Origin of the sequence: Planobispora longispora, from assembly GCF_016863135.1 — a bacterium.
Classification (GTDB): domain Bacteria; phylum Actinomycetota; class Actinomycetes; order Streptosporangiales; family Streptosporangiaceae; genus Planobispora; species Planobispora longispora.
Map to the genome: position 1 here is coordinate 59,762 of NZ_BOOH01000021.1, position 18,380 is coordinate 78,141.

Here is an 18,380-nt window from a genome sequence, read left to right on the forward strand (position 1 = left end):
CTCGGTGGGCGTGCTCGCCGGTCCACCCGTCCCCGACCTCTCCGACGTGCACGCGGCTGAAACCAGCGTGAGCGATACCGCTGCCAGCGCGCCTGCGAGCCGCATGGAGTCCTCACTTCCGCCGGTATCCGGTTGGAGGACAATGGTACGGATCCCGCGAAGTGAGGCATCGCCCCGGCGCGCGGGTCAGGTGACCGGCACGATCGCCGCCTCGGCCAAGGCTCCGCCCTCGATCCGCAGCAGGCCCATGGTGCCGTACGGCTGGCGGCGGCGGTCGGTGGGCGAGCCGGGGTTGAAGATGCGCAGGCCGTCGCCGCTCTCGTCGAGCGGGATGTGCGAGTGCCCGAAGACGACCAGGTCGGCGCGGGGGAACCGGCGGCGCAGCCGGGCCAGCCGCCCCCGCGCCGCGCCGCTGTCGTGGATCATCGCCACCCGGAGCCCGCCGAGGTCGAGTTCGAGCGTCTCGGGCGCGACCACGTCGTCTCCGTCGTTGTTGCCCTTGACCGCGTGGACGGGCGCGTAGGCGGCCAGCTCGTCGAGCACGCCCGCGGTGCAGACGTCCCCGGCGTGCAGGATCAGGTCCACGTCGCGCAGGTGCTCCGCGACCCGCGGCGGGCAGGACTTCCAGCGCCGCGGCGCGTGGGTGTCGGACAGGACCGCTACTCTCACGACGAGGTCCTGCCCGCGCGAGCGCGCCTCGAACGGCTCGCCGCCCCGCGCCTCCACTCCGAGGCGCGCCGACGGACCGTCAGCCCTTCCGGAGGGCGGACGGCCCGTCAGCGGCCGGTGCGGACGGCCCGTCAGCGCCGGTGGAGACGGAAGTAGTCGAACTCGGCCGTGGCGCCGGCGCCTCCCAGGGAGATGAGGCCGACGCGCAGGTCGGCCTCGGCGGGTAGCGTCCACACGCCGCCGAAGACCCACGTGCGGCCGTCACGGCTGGTCGCCGCGCGGAGTTCGTGCTCGCCGTCGCGCCGGTCGACGCGGTGGATGAGACGGAGCCGGGTCTCCTCGGCCGGCGGCCCGACGATCGTGCCGCCATAGGCGATCCGGCCGGCGTAGGGCATCTCCTTGCCGAACTCGGTCTGGCGGGTGTTCCAGATCGCGACGTGGACGAGCTTGGTGTAGAGGTCGTCCCCGGCGTACACGATCAGGCCCGCCTGCTGGTAGTTGCGGACCGTGTCGGTGCCCAGGTCGATGCGGAGGCTGGTCTCGGCGGTCCAGTCGCCCTCGGGGGCCTCGCGCAGGAGCACCGAGGCGGTGTTGGTGTCCCTGTTGAGCTCGGCGTCCTGCGTCGGCCAGCGCAGCGCCCCGCCGGTGAGCTCTCCCTGCGGCGCGCGCACCCAGCTCCAGCCGGGGCGGAGCTGCGTGCCGTCGAACTCGTCGCTGCGGCCGCGGTCGACCGGGCCGGGCCGGGGGGTGGGCGCGACCTTCACGGGCCCGGCGTGGCCGGGCGCCCGCTGGGGGTCCTCCGAGGCCCACGCGCCGCCCCGGACGGTCGGCCAGCCGCCGATCCAGTCGAGCCGGTCGATCAGCATGGGCCGCTCGTTGATCCCGAAGGGCTCGTCGAGGTACGGGTCGGCGCGGTCGATGGCGTGGTAGACGAACCAGTCCTGCCCGGCGGGGTCGGTCACGACGGCGTTGTGCCCGGTGCCCACCCAGCGGTTGCCGTTCGGCGCGATGACGATCGTGCCGCCGGCCCGGGACGCGACCAGCGGGACGCCCTCGCGGTCGGCGTAGGGCCCGGTGATGGAGCGGGAGCGCCCGGCGTAGACGCTGTATCCGGTGGTCGGGCCCGCGCAGCAGTCGGCGGAGGAGGCGAACAGGTACCAGTAGCCGCCGCGGCGCACCAGGTAGCCGCCCTCGAACTTGTTGTCGATGGCGATCATCGTGGGCTCGCCCACGGCCTTCCCGCCGGTGGGGTCGAGGCGGGTGATGAAGATCCCGCCGTAGTAGGAGCCGTAAACGAGATACTCGGTCCCGTCGGTGTCGACGGCGTGACTCGGGTCGAAGGTCCACTTGAAGTCGCCGGGTCCGCCGCCGCCCCTGCGCGGGCCCACGACCGGGGCGCCCGAGTCGGTCCACGGCCCGGCCGGCGTGGGCGCGGTGGCCATCCCGATCGCGTTGTCGTTCTGCTCCGGTGTGACGGTGGTCTGGGTGACCACGTAGTACAGGCGGTACTCGCCGCCCACCCGCCGGATGTCCGGCGCCCACAGGCTGGCGCCCGCCGCGGTGTCGGCCCACCCGGGGAGGGTCTCCGCGGTGAAGGCGTCGCCGACGTAGCTCCAGTCGGTCAGGTTCCGCGACCGGGAGATCGGCAGGTAGTGCCGCTCTCCCTCGCCCTCCCGCAGGGGGTCGCTGGTCCCCACGGCGTACCACCAGCCGTCCTCGCCGCGGACGATCGCGGGGTCGGCGTAGGTGTCGGCGAAGGTACGGCTGACCGGGTTGCTGTAGGTCCCCGGCCTTCCGCCGGAGGCCGGGACGGGCCCGGCCGGGGCCGGATCACCCGACGCCGGGACGGCCGGCGCGGGAGCGGCCGGCGCGCCCGGGGCCGCGGTGGCCGGCGCCGCCGCGAGCAGGCAGGCTGATCCCGCCAATGCCATGATCACGCGTTGGACGACTCTGATGACCATGAAGACCTCTTCCGCTCCGGCCCCCGAGCCCTGCCTGGACGATCCTTTCGCCAGCCATTTGTACAACGTTGTATTCAACGTTGTACATAGCTCATCCCCTTTCCGGTCCCGGCGGGTACGGCGTCACACCCGGGCGGGGACGATCAGGTGCCGTTCGAGCCACGCGACGACGTTCCTGACGAAGGCCGCCCGGTTGGCGGGCCGCCTGATCTCGTGCCCCTCGTCCTCGAACAGCAGGTACTCGCAGGGCACCCCCCGGCCCCGCGCGGCCTGGACGGCCTGCTCGGCCTCGCGCACCGGGACGTTGGTGTCATGGGCGCCGTGCACGACCAGCAGCGGGGCGGTCAGCCGGTCGAAGGAGCGCAGGGGCGACAGGGCGCGCAGCAGGTCGCGGTCGTCGCGGGGATGGCCGTACTCGCTGACGGCGGCCGCGGCGATCCACGGCTCGGTCCGCGCGTAGAAGGTCTCGAAGTCGGAGATGCCGCAGACGTCGACCCCGGCCCGGAAGAGGTCGGGGCGGGTGACGAGGGCGGCCAGGGTCAGGTAGCCGCCGTACGACCACCCCATGCAGGCGATCCGGGCGGGGTCGGCGAGGCCGAGCCGTGCCAGCTCCTCGGCGCAGTCGGCGGCGTCGTCGATCGCGCGGAAGCGCAGCGCGTGGTTGTCGGCGTCGCGGAAGGCCCGGCCGGAGCCGGAGGAGCCGCGGACGTTGGGCGCGAACACCCCGATCCCGGCGGCCAGCAGGTTCTGGTACAGCGGGTTGAAGGTGGGGCGTTCCTGGTACTCCGGGCCGCCGTGCAGGTACATGAGGAAGGGCGACGGCGCCTGCGTCCCCGGGACCCGGTAGAGCCATCCGCTCAGCTCCACGCCGTCCCGCGCCGGGAAGCGCACGAGCTCCGGCTCGACCGCCTCGGCGAGCGCGTCCGCCCCCGCGACCCGGCGGTAGAGGCCGGTCGCCAGCTCGCACAGGAGCACGTGGGGAGGGCGGCCGGGTCCCTCGGCGCCGAGCACGGCCAGGCAGCCGTCCAGCGACACCCTGATCGAGGTCACCACGTCGGCGGGCGGAGGGGGGAGCGGGTGCAGCGCGCCGGTGTCCGTCTCGATCAGTTCCAGCTCCGACCTGCCGGAGACGTTCCACACCAGTACGGCGCGGTCGCCGTCGGCGCTGAGGGCGAACTGGTCCAGATCGGCGTCCGGGCGCTCGGCCAGCGTGTCCGTCCGGCCGTCCCCCCGCACCGCGACCAGCGCGGGCCGGTCGCGGCCGGCGTCGGACAGCAGGTAGACGGTCATCCCGTCGGGGGAGAGGATGCCGTAGTCGGTGGAGCCGGGCAGCCCCGTCAGCAGGGGCCGTTCCCCCGGCGGCCGGTCCTCGGCCGGGGTCCGCCCGTCCGGTGTGGAACGTTCCGAACCGCCCGCCAGATCCACCACGGACATCCTCCGCACGCCGCGCGGGCCGCGCCGCAGCAGCATCCGCCGGTGGTCGCGGCTGATCGCGGCCGGATGCGTCAGCGGACCGGCCGCGACGACCTCCCGGCTGCCTGAGACGGCGTCGACCAGCACCGCCTCGGTCACGCCCGACGCGGAGGTCTCGGCGACGAGGAGGAGCTCTCCGCGCCCCGTCCAGCGCACGAACGACGCCGATCCGCCCGCGGGGGCGGCCAGCGGCCGCAGATCCGTGCCGTCGGGCCGGACCGTCCAGACCTGCGCGTGCTCCCCGCCGCCCGGCACGACGCGGACCGCCAGCCGCCTGGCGTCGGGGGACCAGCCCACGTCGGCGACCGGCTCCGGTCCGGTGTCGACCGGCCACGCCTCCGCCTCCCCGGTCAGGGGCTGGACCCAGACGCGGGGCGAGCCCCCGGAGTCGCCCACGAAGGCGACGGCGCTCGCGTCGGGCGCCAGGGCGGGAGCCCGGCAGTGCCAGGCGGCCAGGCTCGCGTCCGCCGGAAGGTGCGGGCGGACGCCGAGGATATGCGTCATCGAACTCCTTGGGCTTGCAGCCACAACTCCAGGAGTCCAAGGTGCCACAGCACGTTGACGCCGACCGGCGTACGGTGCTCGTTGGGCGCGTCGAGCAGCCGCGCCACATATGACCGGTCGAACAGGCCGCGGGCGCGCGCGGCGGGCGCGTTCAACGCGTCGCGGACGAGCTCCAGCAGCGGCCCGTCGACGTGCCGTACGGCGGGGACCGGGAAGTACCCCTTGGTCCGGTCGACGACCTCGGCGGGCAGCAGCTTGCGGGCGATGTCCTTGAGCACGCCCTTGCCGCCGGAGGCCAGCTTGAGCTCCGGCGGGCAGGCCGCGGCCAGCTCGACCAGGTCGTGGTCGAGGAACGGGGTCCGGGCCTCCAGGCCGAAGGCCATCGTCATGTTGTCCACCCGCTTGACCGGGTCGTCGACCATCATGGCCTCGACCTCCAGGCGCAGCACCGCGTCCAGCGCGGTCTCCGCGCCGGGCGCCGCCAGGTGGCGCCGGACGAACGCGCCGCTGGCGTCCTCGCCGATCAGGTACTCGGGCGAGAGGATCTCCGCCATGGCCTCGTGCTGGCGGTCGAAGAACTCGCGGGCGTAGACGGCGGCGGCCTGCTCGCGCGCCACGCCGGCCAGCGGCGGGAACCAGCTGTAGCCGGCGAAGACCTCGTCGGCGCCCTGTCCGGACTGCACGACCGTGACGTGCTTGGCGACCTGCTCGGACAACAGGTGGAAGGCGACGCAGTCGTGGCTGGCCATCGGCTCGCTCATCGCCCGCACCGCGCGCTCCAGGGCGGGCACCAGCCACGCGTCCTCGACGCGGAGGCGGTGGTGGCGGGTGCCGAAGCGCTCGGCCACCAGGTCGGAGTAGACGAACTCGTCCCCGGCGAGGCCGCCGGCCGGCTGGAACCCGATGCTGAAGGTCGACAGCCCCTCCTGACCCTCCTCGGCCAGCAGCGCGACGATCAGGCTGGAGTCCAGGCCGCCGGAGAGCAGCACGCCCACCGGCACGTCGGCGACCATGCGCCGCCGCACGGCCGCGCGCAGCCGTTCCAGCACGGCCTCACGCCAGTCGTCGGCGCCCATCCCGGCGTACTCCGGCAGGGCCGAGCGGGTGTAGGGCGGCCGCCAGTAGCGGCGGTCCCGGGTCGTGCCGTCCGCCTCGACGGTCCGCACCGTGGCCGGCGGGAGCTTGCGGACTCCGGCCAGGATCGTGCGCTCACCCGGCACCAGCGAGTGGAAGGTCATGTAGTGGTGCAGGGCCACCCGGTCGATGTCGCCGCCCACCCCTCCGCCGGCCAGCAGCGCGGGCAGCGAGGAGGCGAAGCGCAGCCGGCCGGCGTCGCGGGTCAGGTACATCGGCTTGATGCCCATCCGGTCCCGGGCGAGCGTCAGACGGCCGGTGTCCCGCTCGAAGATCGCAAAGGCGAACATGCCCTTGAACCGCTCCACGCAGTCGGGTCCCCAATGGTGGAAGGCCTTCAGCAGCACCTCGGTGTCGGAGGACGAGAAGAAGCGGTATCCCCGGCCCCGCAGTTCCTCGCGGAGCTCCCGGTAGTTGTACAGGCAGCCGTTGAACGCCGCCGTCAGGCCCAGGGCGCTGTCCACCATGGGCTGGGCCGCCTTCTCCGACAAGTCGATGATCTTCAGACGGCGGTGGCCGAGGGCGACCGGCCCCAGCGACCACAGCCCCGACCCGTCGGGGCCGCGCTCGTGCATGGCGTCGGTCATCCGGCCCACGGCGCCGATGTCCGCCGTCCGCCCGTCGAATCGGATCTCACCGCTCAGCCCGCACATCTAGTCATCCCTCACGTAGTCATGGTCGTTCTCGAAGCCCCGCGTCATGCTCGTCAAGCCCCGCACACGATCGTTCTCAAGCCTCCGCCCGCGGGACGGACCTCACGCCGCCCCGGCGGGGGCGCCCGCCCAGTCCTCGCGCTGTGTCTCGGCCAGGAGGAGATCGACGACGTCGGCCGCCCCGCCGTCCCGGGCGAAGACCTTCCGCTGCCGGGCGGAGGAGCTCCCGCGCGCCAGCGCCTCCCGGGTCAGGGCCGTGACCAGCTCCCAGTCGCCGGCGCTCTCCAGCTGCGGCCGGAGGCCGTCCACCATCCGCCCGATCACCTCGGCGGCCGGCCGGGGATCGCCGCCGTCCGGGTCGACGAGCTCGTCCTCCAGGCCGGAGCGCGCCGCCCGCCACGTCGCGGCGCGCACCAGCTCCGGCTGGACGTCGTGGGGGCGCCCCTCCCGCACCGCCTCCAGCTCGCGGGCCACCAGCGCGCGGAACAACCCGGCGATCAGCACGATGTCGCTCACCAGGGGGCAGGAGTCGCATATCCGCAGCTCCACGGTGGGGACGTGCGCCGAGGGCCGGATGTCGAAGTAGATCATTCCGGGGTCGGTGATCGTGCCCGACCGGATGAGCTCGGCGATCGCCTCGTCGTACTCCGCGGCCGACGCGTACTCGGGCATGGGCCCGGCGGTGGGCCAGCGCTGCCAGACGAGGGGGCGGTAGGCGGCGTACCCGGTGTCCTGTCCCAGCCAGTACGGCGAGCTGGTGCTCAGCGCGAGCAGCACGGGAGCCCAGGGGGCGAGGCGGTGGGCGACGGCGACGGCCAGTTCCCGGTCCCCGATCCCGGCGTGCACCTGGGTCCCGCAGATGAGCTGCTCACGGGTGAGCGCCTGATAGTCGTCGAGCATCTGCTCGTAGCGGGGGTCCGGGGAGATCTTCAGCGCCTCCAGGTCCACGAGCGGCACGCTCCCGGCGGCCACGATTCCCAGTCCCAGCCCGTCCGCCGCCCGGATCGCCATGCGGCGCAGGTCGGTCAGCTCGCCGGCGAGGTCCTCCAGACGGGTGAAAGGGCTGCTGTTGGCCTCCACCACCGAACGCTGCAATTCGGGGGAGAACCGGTCCTGGGGCAACTGCTCCAGCAGGAGGCCGGACCGGGGCACGAGGTGCCTGGTCTGGACGTCCACGACGTGGAATTCCTCTTCGACGCCGACTGTGATCGGATTCGCCTGACCCGCCATTCCCATCACCCCAGAAATACGCTGATTAAATAGAGTTTTTGTCATCTGCCCAAAAAAGACCTTCCTGAACTGCTATGACGTAATTAGCCCGTCATGAGGCGAGAAGCGGTACGGCGGTGACGGCTCCGGGCGCGGTCTGACGCCCCATCCACGCCACCATGTCGTGCAGGTTGCGCCGCTGGTCGTACACCGCGCGCTGGCGCGCCGCCCCCGACCCCAGGCAGCGCAGCAGGAAAAGCCGCTCGGTCACCATCGGCAGGTCCCCGGCGGCCGCCAGCGCCGGGCCGATGCGCGCCATGAGCCCGTCGACCAGGCGCCAGGCCGGCACCGGCGTCCCCGTGACCGGGTCCAGGCCCTCTCCCTCCAGCCCGTCACGGGCCGCCCGCCAGTAGGCCGCCTCCAGCAGCGCCTCCGGCGGGCGGGGCGGGGGCGTCCCGGAGCGGATGTCGCGCAGCACGGTCGCCACCAGCGCCCGCACGATCGCGGCGTAGGCGACGGCCTCCTCGGCGGTGGCGCACACGTCGGCGACCCGCACCTCGACCGTGGGCAGGTGGTGGGAGGGACGCGCCAGCCAGTACACCATCGCCTCGTCCAGGATGACGCCGGAGCGGATCAGCGCGTCCACGGTGGCGCGGTACTCGGCGGCGGAGCCGAGCAGCGGCGGCGGGCCGACGGTGGGCCAGCGTCCCCAGGCGACCGCCCGCCAGCTGGCGTATCCGCTGTCGCGGCCGGCGGTGAAGGGGGAGTTGGCCGTCAGCGCCAGCAACGTGGGGAACCAGGGCCGCAGGTGGTTGCAGACCTGCACGGCCTCCTCACGGTCGGGCACCTCGACGTGGACGTGGCAGCCGCAGCACTTCTCCCCGCGGGCGATGGCGCCGTAGACGCGGGCTATCCGCCGGTAGCGCGGCTCGTCGGCGACGGGCGCGTCGCTGGCCGAGTGCTCGAAGGGGGCCGAGCCGCAGGCGGTCAGTCGGCAGCCCTCCCGCCGCGCCGCGCCGGACAGCTCCGACCGGAGCCGGACCAGTTCCCGGCGGAGCGCGCCGAGATCGGTGTGCGGGCTGGAGGCGGTCTCGATCTGGCAGGCCGCGAACTCCCGCTGCACCCGGTCGGGACGGCGCACCTCGGCCATGATCCGGGCCGCGCGCGGGGCCGTCCGGCCGGTACGGGGGTCGAAGAGGAAGAACTCCTCCTCCACGCCTACCTGCGGTGCTTCCGCGACGGACGGGGCCGGTACGGTCCGGCCGGTGCCGAGAGCCGGAGGCGCGTCGCCCTCCGGCCGCGGGGATACCGAGCGCCTGTGCGTCACCCCTGCCCCCCCGGTCGTGGTCGGTCCGCCCAGCCGCGCTGAGCTGCACTGATTCGCTGCCCCGTGGCGGAGGTCTCACACATGCGCGGCCGGTGCCGTAGGCCGCCGGGCGCTTGCGTCGGCGCGGAGGGGTGAACCCCCGCCCCCGCCGCGGCCTCCCGCCGGCGGGATCGGCGGGAAAAGTGTCGGGGCTCTCTGGTAGACGTGGGCCCATGGGTGTGAGCGTCGATGAGTTCCTGCAGATGTTGAACAAGCTGCCCGAGGTCGCGCAGAGCGACGGCGGCGAATGGGTCTCGCTGAAGGTGCGCGGCAAGGGGTTCGGCTACCTGTGGGAGCGCACGGAGACCGTCGGGCTCAAGGCGACGATCGACGAGCAGATCGCGCTGGTGGCGGAGCGGCCGGAGGTGTTCGAGGTCCAGTTCACCACGGGCCGGTTCGGCTGGGTCGTGGTGCACCTGGACAAGATCGACTCAGATGAGCTGTTCGAGCTGGTCGCCGAGGCGTGGTGCCTGACGGCCCCCAGGCAGATGGTCGACGCCTTCGAGGCCGAGCTGGGAGTGGCGGGCGGGGCCGGGCGATAGCGGGCCCGACGGGGCGGGGCCGGTGACGGTGGACCGGGCGGGCCGGGGGCGGGCGTCGCCGGGATGCGGCGGGCCGCCGGGTCAGGCGTCGGCGAAGGTCCTGTCCAGGTGCGCCAGCCCGCTCTCCGTGTAGTGCCGGGCGCCGGTGCGCACGCCGTACGCGATGTCCTGGAGCAGGGTGCAGCGCGCGTAGAAGACGGCCCGTTCGAGATCGGCCCCGTCCCAGCGCCCCCCGTAGGAGGCCAGCGTCAGGTCGAGGACCTCCGGGCCGAGGTCCCGGTAGATGAGGGCGAGGTCGTAGGCGGGGTCGGCGATCGCCGCGTCGGTCCAGTCGATGATCCCGGTGACGGCGTCCGTTCCCGGGTCCACCAGCACGTGCTCGTCGCCCAGGTCGTTGTGGCAGAACACCAGGGCGCGCGGTCCCGCCGCCGGGGGCGTGCGGCCGAGGAAGCCCTCGACGGCACGGCGGGCCGTCGCGGACATCAGCTCCGCGATCTCCCGGTAGTCCTCCCCGGCCTCGCTCAGCCACGCCTGCGGCGGTTCGAAGTCCCGCTCGGCCACCTTCTCCATCTCCGCGACGGGAGCCAGGTGCAGGCTGCTGAGGAACGCGCCGAGCACGGGCGCCAGCCGGGCCGGATCGGCCACCCGGTGCTCGCTCATCGGCACGCCGGGGAGCTTGGCGTAGGCCATGACGCCGGCCTCGGCGTCGGCGAAGAGCGGTTCCGGGACCGGCAGGGGGGACAGCCGGGCCACGGCGGCGAGCAGGTCCGCCTCGCGCCGCACCGACTCGCCCCGCAGGGAGGGGTCCGGCTCCTTGCTCCGCCGGACGATCAGTTCGCCGTTGACCTCGTAGGCGACGTTGTCCCACCCCTCGCCCAGCCGGGTGACGGACCTGACCTCGTAGCCGGGCAGGCGGTCGCCGAGCAGCGCTCCGATCGCGTCGATCACATCCCCACCCTAGCGAGCCGGACGAGCGGCTCGCGGAGACCGCGGGAGGGCGGCCGGTGCGCGGAGGGCTCAGCCGACGTCACCGGTCGAGCCGTCGGTCAGCTCGCGCAGGATGTCGGCGTGCCCGGCGTGCCGGGCGGTCTCCTCGATCAGGTGCACGTAGATCCAGCGGAGCGAGACCCGGACCAGCCGGGGATGGGGCACCGTGTGGTCGAGGGCGAAGCCGGCGGCGGTCTCCCTGGACAGCGCGCAGACCCGCTCGTACTCCGCGATCAGGGACTCGACGGTGTCGTGCTCGTCGAGGATCCAGCCCTCCTCGCCCTCGGGCGGGAGCTCCTCCTCCGTGCGGCGGGCCAGGACGCGCTGGAACCACCGCAGCTCCATGACGGTCAGGTGCTTGACCAGTCCGGCCGGCGTGGTCAGGGAGGGCACGCGCCTGAGGCGGGCGTCCTCCTCGGAGAGCCCGCGGACCTTGCGGACGATCGTCGCGCGGTGGAAGTTCAGGAACGTCTCCAGGACTGTGCGCTCCCCGTCCACGGAGGCCGCCGCCACGGCGAGCAGGGGGTCGTTCATCGTTGCGCCCATTGCGCCACGTTAGGTAATTCCCCCGGCGGAGACAACGCCCGCCGCGGAGGGGCGGCCCTTCCGACGCCCGCGCGCGTCCTCCCGTGCGCATTTTTACGTGGTCGGTCCGGCCCGGTCCGGTGAGCATCGGTGAACCGGCCGTGATCGCGCGCGCCGGGCACGGGAGACGGGCATCCGGGGATGGGAAGGCCGATGGGCGAGGTGGGGGAGCGGGTTCCGCTCGGCAGCAGGACGCTTTTCGCCACCGGGGACGTGGACGAGGCGCGCGAGCGCGTGGCCCGGGTGTTCTGCCCGCACCGGCTGGAGCCGGGCGGCGGCGTCTCCCGGCTGGCCGCGCGGTTCAACTCCGCCGGCCTCGGCGCCGTACGGCTGAGCTACCTGGACTACGGGGCGGACGTCCGCATCGAGCCGGGCGAACTGGAGTCGTTCTTCCTCGTGCAGATCCCGCTGGCCGGACGCAGCCTGATCCGGTGCGGAGGCCAGGAGATCGTCTCGACGCCCCTGCTGGCCTCCCTGCCGTCGCCGTCGGAACACCTCGACATGCGCTGGGAGGCGGGCTGCCCCCAGCTGATCGTGAAGTTCGAGCGGGCCGCCGTCGAGGGCGCCCTGGAGCAGCTGCTCGGGGAGCGGCTCGACCGGCCGGTCGTCTTCGGCCTGGGCCTGGACCTGACCGCGGGCTGGGCGCGGTCCTGGCGGGCGATGGTCGACCTGGTCGTCGGCGAGGCCGAGCACGACGACGGGCTCGCCGCGCAGCCGCTGGCGGCCGCCCACCTGGAGAACGCGCTGCTCTCCTCCCTGCTCACCATGCAGCCGTCCAACTACCTGGCGCGGCTGAACACCCCCCGCCCGCCCGCCGTGCCCAAGGTGGTGCGCCGGGCGATGGAGTTCATCGACGGCCACGCCCACGAGCCGCTGACGACCGAGGACGTCGCCCGCGCCGTGGCGGTCAGCGGACGCTCGCTCCAGGAGGGGTTCCGCCGCCATCTCGGTCTCACCCCCATGGGGTACCTCAGGGACGTGCGGCTGGACCGGGTCCACCAGGAGCTGCTGGCGGGCGACCCCGCCCGGTGCACCGTGACGGGCGTGGCCATGCGGTGGGGCTTCCCGCACCAGGGGCGATTCGCCGCGCTCTACCGCGCGCGGCACGGGCGGACGCCGTCGCAGACGCTGCGCGGGCACTGACGGTGGCGCGGCGGGCGGTGCGGGCGTCGGCGCGGCGGGCGGCGCGGGGGGCGGCGCGCCCGGGGCCGGGGCCGGGAAAGTCCGCGCCAGACGGACGTAACCCGCGCTGAGCGGATATCCCGTACGGCCGCGCCCGCCGTACCTTCTTTCCAGGCGCCGATCGATCACCTCTCCACTCATCACACCCCCGGAAGGGAAACACAGTCATGCGCAGAATCCTCATCGTCGGCGCCGGGCAGGCGGGCCTCCACCTCGCGGTCGGCCTGCTGCGGAACGGATACGACGTCACCGTCGTCTCCAACCGGACCCCGGACGACATCCGCGGCGGCCGGGTCATGTCCAGCCAGGCCATGTTCGGGACGGCCCTCGGCCACGAGCGCGCCCTCGGCCTGGACCTGTGGGCGGACGCCTGCCCGCCGATCGACGGGATCGAGCTCACCGTGCCCGGACCCGGCGGGGACCGGGCGATCCACTGGGCGGCCCGGCTCGACACGCCCGCCCGCTCGGTGGACCAGCGGCTGAAGATGCCCGCCTGGATGGGCGAGGTGGAACGGCTCGGCGGGAAGATCGTCATCCAGGACGCGACGGTGGAGGATCTGGAGACCTACGCCGCCCAGCACGATCTGGTCGTGGTGGCCGCGGGCAAGGGGCCGATCGCCTCGCTGTTCGGGCGGGACGCCGCGCGCTCGCCGTACGACACCCCCCAGCGGGCGCTGGCCCTGACCTACGTCACCGGTCTCACCCCGCGCCCGGAGCACTCCGCGGTGTGCTTCAACCTGATCCCCGGGGTCGGCGAGTACTTCGTCTTCCCCGCGCTCACCGTCGGCGGCCCCTGCGAGATCATGGTGTTCGAGGGGCTGCCCGGCGGGCCGATGGACTGCTGGGCCGACGTGCGCACCCCCGCCGAGCACCTGGCCAGGAGCCGGTGGATCCTGGAGACCTTCCTGCCGTGGGAGGCCGAGCGCTGCGGCGGCGTCGAGCTCACCGACGGGGGCGGCGTCCTGTCCGGCCGCTTCGCCCCGGTCGTCCGCAGGCCGGTCGCCACCCTGCCCTCCGGGGCCGCGATCCTCGGGGCCGGTGACGTCGTGGTGCTCAACGACCCGATCACCGGCCAGGGGGCGAACAACGCCGCGAAGTGCGCCACCGCCTACCTCGACGCCATCCTGGAGCACGGCGCGCGGCCGTTCGACGCGGCCTGGATGGAGCGGGCGTTCGAGCGCTACTGGCGGGACGCCCGGCACGTCACCGCCTGGACGAACGCGCTCCTGGCGCCGCCGCCCCCGCACGTGCTGGAGATCCTGCAGGCCGCGGGCCGGTCGCCCGAGGTGGCCTCCAGGTTCGTCAACGGCTTCGACGACCCGTCGGACTACGCCGGCTGGTTCATGGACCCCGCCGGCGCGCGCGACTACCTCGCGCGGACCGGTTCCTGAGAACGCGCACCGGGAAACCGAGGAGGCATCGTGCGCTCTCTCCGTGACGCCTTCGGGCAGTTCGCGACGGGGGTCGCCGTGGTCACCACCGCGACCCCGGACGGGGACCGGGCCGGAGTCACCGTCAACTCCTTCACCTCCGTCTCCCTCGACCCGCCGCTGGTCCTGTGGTGCCTGTCCCGGCGGGCCCCCAGCGCGCCGGTCTTCCTGGAGGCCGGGCGGTTCGCGGTCAACGTCCTGGCCGCGGGCCAGGACCACCTGTCGCGGCGGTTCGCCGCGCCGTCACCGGACAAGTTCGCCGGGGTGGAGACCCGTCCGCTGCCCGGCGGTCTTCCGGCGCTGGCCGGAGCCCTGGCCAGTTTCGCCTGCCGTACGGTGACCGCCCACGACGGCGGGGACCACATCATCTTCGTCGGAGAGGTGGAGCACTTCCACCGCTCGGAGGGCGATCCGCTGGTCTTCCACTCGGGGGGCTACGGGATGTTCTCCGCTCTTCCGGAGAATCCGGGAATTCCGCCGACTCCGGCGGCTCCGGTGGCTCCGGGATCCCAGAGGACTCCCGGAACTCCGAGGACGTCCGGGAGCCCGAGGGTTCCGAGAGCCGTGCGGGCTCCGGGGAGGGCCGGTCACCGGGAGGAGTCCGGCTCCACCGTGTTCGCGGACCGGTCGCACCGGCCCGACCAGATCCGCAGCCGATCCTGACGCGCCCTGGCCTGCTGGAGCCGCATCGCCCGGATGTAGCGGTCGTTGGACCGGTAGAGCAGGGCCCTGGCGTATCCGTGACGGATCATGTTGCGGCCGACGGAGACGCCGTTGTAGTTCCACGCGTAGAAGAGGCGGCGCCCGTAGTGGTCCTTGAAGTCCTTGTCCCGCAGCAGGTAGATCCGTTTTCCGACGGGCATCAGCTTGGCGGCGCGCTCGGTGGAGGACCTGTACCAGCATCGGCCGGCCTCGGGGGTGTCGAACCCCAGGAAGCGGACGCGGACGCCGGGGCCGCCCCTGGTCAGCCGGGCGATGATGGTGTCGCCGTCCACGATCCGCAGGACGATCGCCTTCCTCGCGCCCTTCGGCACGCCCGGCGGGGCGGCCGCGGCGGGCGCGGGGAGGGCGGTGAGGACGACGCCGGTGGCGAGGGCGGTGCCGGACAGCAGGAACGCGCGGAGAGTACCTCTCACAGAGAACCTTTCGCTCGCGGGCGGGAGAGCGGACGTGCCGGGGGAGGAGTCCGGGTGAACGCCCGGCCTGGGAGAACACGACGTTCTTCCCCCTGGTCGTCCGAACGTAACGGGAAGTCTCATCCCGGCTGTGAGCGGCTGTATCGCCCCACCGCTGCACAAGAGGTTCGTACCCGCGATTCTCGGAAGGTTAATCATCCACCATAACCCGAGGTGATTTATCCAGCTAATTTAAGGATATGTGGGTATTTCGGGTCGACGCTCCTGGATAATTCTGTCGGAGTGCTTTGTAATTCTTTCCGCTAGGAAATCCCGGGAAATGGGGATATAGGGGCGGATGCAAAAGGGCGGCCCATCCCGGCCCGGAGCGGCGCGGAGCCGCCCCGTGCTCGCGACCGCCTGTGTTCGCGGTCGTCCTGCGCTCGTGGTCGTCCTGCGCTCGCGGTCAGGGGAGGGCGTCCCACGCCTGGGTGGCGAGATCGAGATACTCCGCCCGGTTCAGCGCGCGGACCTCGAATCCCAGGCCGTTCCGTACGGCGAAGCGGTGCGCGTCCTCCGGGTTCCAGGGACCGGGCAGGTGGTACAGCGGGCAGCCGTGCCCGTCGAGCACGAAGAGGCCGCGCAGCCCCTCGTGGCGGTAGAGCGTCAGGCTCGTCGCGGAATCCGGCCCCGGCCCGAGGTCGAGGTCGGTGCGGGCCGCCCCGCGACCGGGTGTGACGCGCAGTTTCCTCCGCTTCCCCCGTGGGATCCGCAGCCGGGGACCGTCCGGGAAGCCGACGGTGACGCCGCGCCTGACCTGCCCGGTGTGCATTCTCCGGCGCAGCGGGGCCAGAACGACGACCAGGGGAGCGAAGAAGATCGCCAGCCACTTGGCGTCCAGGAGGTCCAGCAGCAGGTTCCCCAGCATGCCCAGCCCCCGCCAGGCGATCCAGCCGGCCGTCGTGGCGACGTAGGCCATCACCAGCAGGCCCGCGACACCCGCGCCGACGGCCGCGATCCGCTTCCAGCGGGCCAGGCGGGCCGCGGGCAGCCCGGTGAACCGCCCCCAGTCCGGGGCGCGCCCGGCGAGGGTCGCGCGCACCCGCGCGGGCGCGTCGTCCAGGGCGTTCACGACGGGCACGCCCCGGGTCTCGGCGAAGCCGGTCACATCTCGGGCCCGCCATCTCCCCGGGAAGACGGCGAGCACCAGGCCGTCACGGTCGAGCGCCGCGAGCCCGTGGACGGTCTTCGTCTTCTTCTCCGTCTCGTCGGAATCGCCGACCTCCTGGGCGTACCGGTAGTGATAGAGGGCCGCGGGCCTGAGCCGTGCCGGGCCGCCGGCCGCCGGATCGGCCGCCACGAGCGTGTAGCCGTCCCAGGAGAGCATGGTCGCCGGGCAGGGCCTGGAGGCGGGGTCTCGGCGACGAGGTGGTCGCCGATCACCCGGAACTCGCAGCCGCCCCCGGGGAGAGTCGATGGCCTGTCGGTCAGCGTCCGTGCCCTTTCTGTGCGCGGAACCCTCCGTCTCCCCACAGGACGGATAAAGCGGAGATAAAGTTCCGGCCCGGAGGGGGCGGGGCCGGTGACGTGACGCCACACGTCACCGGCTCCGCCTCCCTCCGGGCCGGGGCGAGCCGTCGTGCGCCGCGGGAGGACCGCGGCGCACGGTCCTCCTAGAGCTCGCAGTTGACCTCGGACTCGCCCGCACAGGTGTCCTTGTCGGGTCCGCCGTCGGTGGTGTCGTTGCCGCCGTTGCCGGTCAGCTTGTCGTTGCCGCTCCCGCCGACCAGGATGTCGCGGCCGGAACCGCCGTTCAGGGTGTCGGCACCGGCTGAGCCGAACACCTCGGTGAACAGCGCGGTGTTGTTGCTCACCGTGTCGGCGCCGGGCCGGGCGTTGACCATGATGGTCTTGACGCCGAAACAGGACACCGTCTTCGGGCCGTCCTGGGAGCAGTTGGCGCCCGCGGTCACCCCCGTGTCGGAGGTCACGATGATCTTTCCGCTGCTCGGGGTGAGGGTGATGGTGTCGTCGACGAACGTCCCGACGACGGACATGTTCCCGAACGACCCCACCGTGGCGGTGGCCGTCTCCGCGGCGTGGGCGGGGGAGGCGACGGCGGCGGCGGTGGACAGGCCGGCCGCGGCCAGTGCCAGCGCGGTGATGGTGCGACGCATACGCGACATGACAAAACCCTTATCTGCTCTCTGAGCTGTGGACCGCTCCAGGGAAGCGGCTGTCCCGGGGAGAGGTCTGTGCCGGATTACGCAGATGGTCCTTTTGCTGGTTGGGCTCCGCGTCTTGACGGCCGGAAGGTTCCCGGGGAAGTGTCCAGATTGAGGTGGTCCACTGACCCGTGAGGGGAGCCGGCGGTGCGGGATGTCCTGGACGCGATCCTGGAGTGGTACTCGGCGGGCCGGACGTTCGGACTGGCCACGGTGGTGAGCACGTTCAGGAGCGCGCCCCGCGAGCCGGGCGCGTCGATGGCGGTGTCCGCGGACGGGGAGGTCGTCGGCAGCGTCTCCGGGGGCTGCGTGGAGGGCGCCGTGTACGAGACGGCCCGGCAGGTGATGGAGTCGGGGCTGCCCGTCCTGGAGAAGTACGGCGTCAGCGACGACGACGCCTTCGCCGTCGGTCTCACCTGCGGCGGCATCCTGCACGTCTTCGTCGAGCCGGTGGACCGCCGGACCTTCCCCGAACTGGCCGAGGTGGCGGCGGCGGTGGCCGGTCGCCGCCCGGTCGCCGTCGCGACCGTCGTCACCGTGCCCGGCGCGGCAGGCGGCCCGGGGGCGGGAGGCGGCCCCGGGCCGGACGGTGGTCCGGGTGCGGAGGGCGGCTCCGGCGCGGGCGCGGCGTCGGTCGTGGCCGGCGCGCGGCGGGTGATCTGGCCGGACCGCGCCTCGGGCACCCTCGGCGCCGAGGGCCTCGACGTGGCCGTGGACGACGACGCGCGCGGCATGCTCGCCCAGGGGGTGACCGGCGAACGCCACTACGGGCGGCACGGGGAGCGGCGCATGGACGAGGTCGCGGTGTTCGTGCGATCGTTCGCGCCGCCGCCCCGCATGCTGGTCTTCGGGGCGATCGACTTCGCCGCGGCCGTGGCGCGCGTCGGCAAGTTCCTCGGCTACCACGTCACCGTCTGCGACGCCCGCGGCGTGTTCGCCACCCGCAAGCGGTTCCCGGACGCCGACGAGGTGCTGGTGCGCTGGCCGCACCAGTATCTCCGGGAGACCGAGGTCGACGGGCGGACGGTGATTTGCGTGCTCACCCACGACCCCAAGTTCGACGTCCCCCTGCTGGAGGTGGCGCTGCGCACCCCGGCGGGCTACGTGGGCGCGATGGGCAGCCGCCGTACCCACGACGACCGGATGAAGCGGCTGCGCGAGGCGGGCCTGACCGAGGAGGAACTCGGGCGGCTGCGGTCGCCGATCGGCCTGGACATCGGCGCCCGCACGCCGGAGGAGACGGCGGTCTCGATCGCGGCGGAGCTGACCCAGAACCGCTGGGGCGGGACCGGGATGCCGCTGAGCCGGACCGAGGGCCGGATCCACGGGACGGCCGCGCCGTGAC

16 protein-coding genes are annotated in these 18,380 nt (G+C 73.3%); 5 read left to right on the plus strand and 11 right to left on the minus strand.

All coding sequences use genetic code 11. The features are described from left to right. Nucleotides 1-186: 186 nt before the first annotated feature. From Plo01_RS14335 to Plo01_RS14360, 6 genes are all read right to left on the minus strand, one after another. Nucleotides 187-669, minus strand: a complete 483-nt coding sequence (locus Plo01_RS14335; protein ID WP_203891062.1) for a metallophosphoesterase family protein — start codon at nucleotides 667-669, stop codon at nucleotides 187-189. Between the two features lie 131 nt (nucleotides 670-800). After that, the gene (locus Plo01_RS14340; protein ID WP_203891063.1) at nucleotides 801-2,630 is read right to left on the minus strand and encodes a glycoside hydrolase family 43 protein; all 1,830 of its coding nucleotides are present in this window, start codon (nucleotides 2,628-2,630) and stop codon (nucleotides 801-803) included. Between the two features lie 123 nt (nucleotides 2,631-2,753). Beyond that, complete coding sequence (locus Plo01_RS14345; RefSeq protein ID WP_203891064.1) at nucleotides 2,754-4,607, minus strand: S9 family peptidase; 1,854 nt, start codon at nucleotides 4,605-4,607, stop codon at nucleotides 2,754-2,756. Next, nucleotides 4,604-6,394, minus strand: coding sequence for an N-acetylglutaminylglutamine amidotransferase (locus Plo01_RS14350; protein ID WP_203891065.1), 1,791 nt, complete (start codon nucleotides 6,392-6,394; stop codon nucleotides 4,604-4,606). Before Plo01_RS14350 ends, Plo01_RS14345 begins: the two co-directional genes overlap by 4 nt. Nucleotides 6,395-6,496: 102 nt before the next feature. Beyond that, the gene (locus tag Plo01_RS14355) at nucleotides 6,497-7,624 is read right to left on the minus strand and encodes a carboxylate-amine ligase (protein ID WP_203891066.1); all 1,128 of its coding nucleotides are present in this window, start codon (nucleotides 7,622-7,624) and stop codon (nucleotides 6,497-6,499) included. A gap of 91 nt (nucleotides 7,625-7,715) precedes the next feature. Next, the gene (locus Plo01_RS14360; protein ID WP_203891067.1) at nucleotides 7,716-8,930 is read right to left on the minus strand and encodes a carboxylate-amine ligase; all 1,215 of its coding nucleotides are present in this window, start codon (nucleotides 8,928-8,930) and stop codon (nucleotides 7,716-7,718) included. 212 nt (nucleotides 8,931-9,142) lie between these two features. On the opposite strand from Plo01_RS14360, the gene Plo01_RS14365 reads away from it, so the two are divergent. After that, nucleotides 9,143-9,511, plus strand: coding sequence for an MmcQ/YjbR family DNA-binding protein (locus tag Plo01_RS14365; protein WP_203891068.1), 369 nt, complete (start codon nucleotides 9,143-9,145; stop codon nucleotides 9,509-9,511). 81 nt (nucleotides 9,512-9,592) lie between these two features. Here Plo01_RS14365 and Plo01_RS14370 read toward each other — a convergent pair whose 3' ends face one another. Both Plo01_RS14370 and Plo01_RS14375 read right to left on the minus strand, forming a co-directional pair. Next, complete coding sequence (locus tag Plo01_RS14370) at nucleotides 9,593-10,459, minus strand: phosphotransferase family protein (protein ID WP_203891069.1); 867 nt, start codon at nucleotides 10,457-10,459, stop codon at nucleotides 9,593-9,595. A gap of 69 nt (nucleotides 10,460-10,528) precedes the next feature. Further along, a complete protein-coding gene (locus Plo01_RS14375) occupies nucleotides 10,529-11,044 on the minus strand; it encodes a DinB family protein (protein WP_239316314.1) in 516 nt (171 codons plus the stop codon). Between the two features lie 192 nt (nucleotides 11,045-11,236). Here Plo01_RS14375 and Plo01_RS14380 point away from each other — a divergent pair, with 192 nt between their 5' ends. The 3 genes from Plo01_RS14380 to Plo01_RS14390 all read left to right on the plus strand — a co-directional run bounded on the left by Plo01_RS14380 (nucleotide 11,237) and on the right by Plo01_RS14390 (nucleotide 14,358). Continuing rightward, the gene (locus Plo01_RS14380) at nucleotides 11,237-12,226 is read left to right on the plus strand and encodes an AraC family transcriptional regulator (RefSeq protein WP_203891070.1); all 990 of its coding nucleotides are present in this window, start codon (nucleotides 11,237-11,239) and stop codon (nucleotides 12,224-12,226) included. A 206-nt stretch (nucleotides 12,227-12,432) separates the two neighbouring features. After that, nucleotides 12,433-13,656, plus strand: coding sequence for a styrene monooxygenase/indole monooxygenase family protein (locus tag Plo01_RS14385; protein WP_203891071.1), 1,224 nt, complete (start codon nucleotides 12,433-12,435; stop codon nucleotides 13,654-13,656). A gap of 30 nt (nucleotides 13,657-13,686) precedes the next feature. Then, nucleotides 13,687-14,358: a flavin reductase family protein gene (locus Plo01_RS14390; protein ID WP_239316316.1), complete on the plus strand. Its 672-nt coding sequence runs from the start codon at nucleotides 13,687-13,689 to the stop codon at nucleotides 14,356-14,358. Here the strand turns inward: Plo01_RS14390 and Plo01_RS14395 are convergent. The 3 genes from Plo01_RS14395 to Plo01_RS40955 form a co-directional block, all read right to left on the minus strand. Further along, a complete protein-coding gene (locus Plo01_RS14395; RefSeq protein WP_203891072.1) occupies nucleotides 14,283-14,831 on the minus strand; it encodes a thermonuclease family protein in 549 nt (182 codons plus the stop codon). The genes Plo01_RS14390 and Plo01_RS14395 overlap by 76 nt on opposite strands. A gap of 445 nt (nucleotides 14,832-15,276) precedes the next feature. After that, entirely contained in the window at nucleotides 15,277-16,197 is a 921-nt protein-coding gene (locus tag Plo01_RS14400; RefSeq protein WP_203891073.1) for a hypothetical protein, read from the minus strand. A gap of 286 nt (nucleotides 16,198-16,483) precedes the next feature. Further along, the gene (locus tag Plo01_RS40955; protein WP_275415387.1) at nucleotides 16,484-16,987 is read right to left on the minus strand and encodes a hypothetical protein; all 504 of its coding nucleotides are present in this window, start codon (nucleotides 16,985-16,987) and stop codon (nucleotides 16,484-16,486) included. 195 nt (nucleotides 16,988-17,182) lie between these two features. Here Plo01_RS40955 and Plo01_RS14410 point away from each other — a divergent pair, with 195 nt between their 5' ends. After that, on the plus strand, nucleotides 17,183-18,379 hold the full coding sequence (locus Plo01_RS14410) for an XdhC family protein (RefSeq protein ID WP_203891075.1): 1,197 nt from the start codon (nucleotides 17,183-17,185) through the stop codon (nucleotides 18,377-18,379). Nucleotide 18,380: the final 1 nt, after the last annotated feature.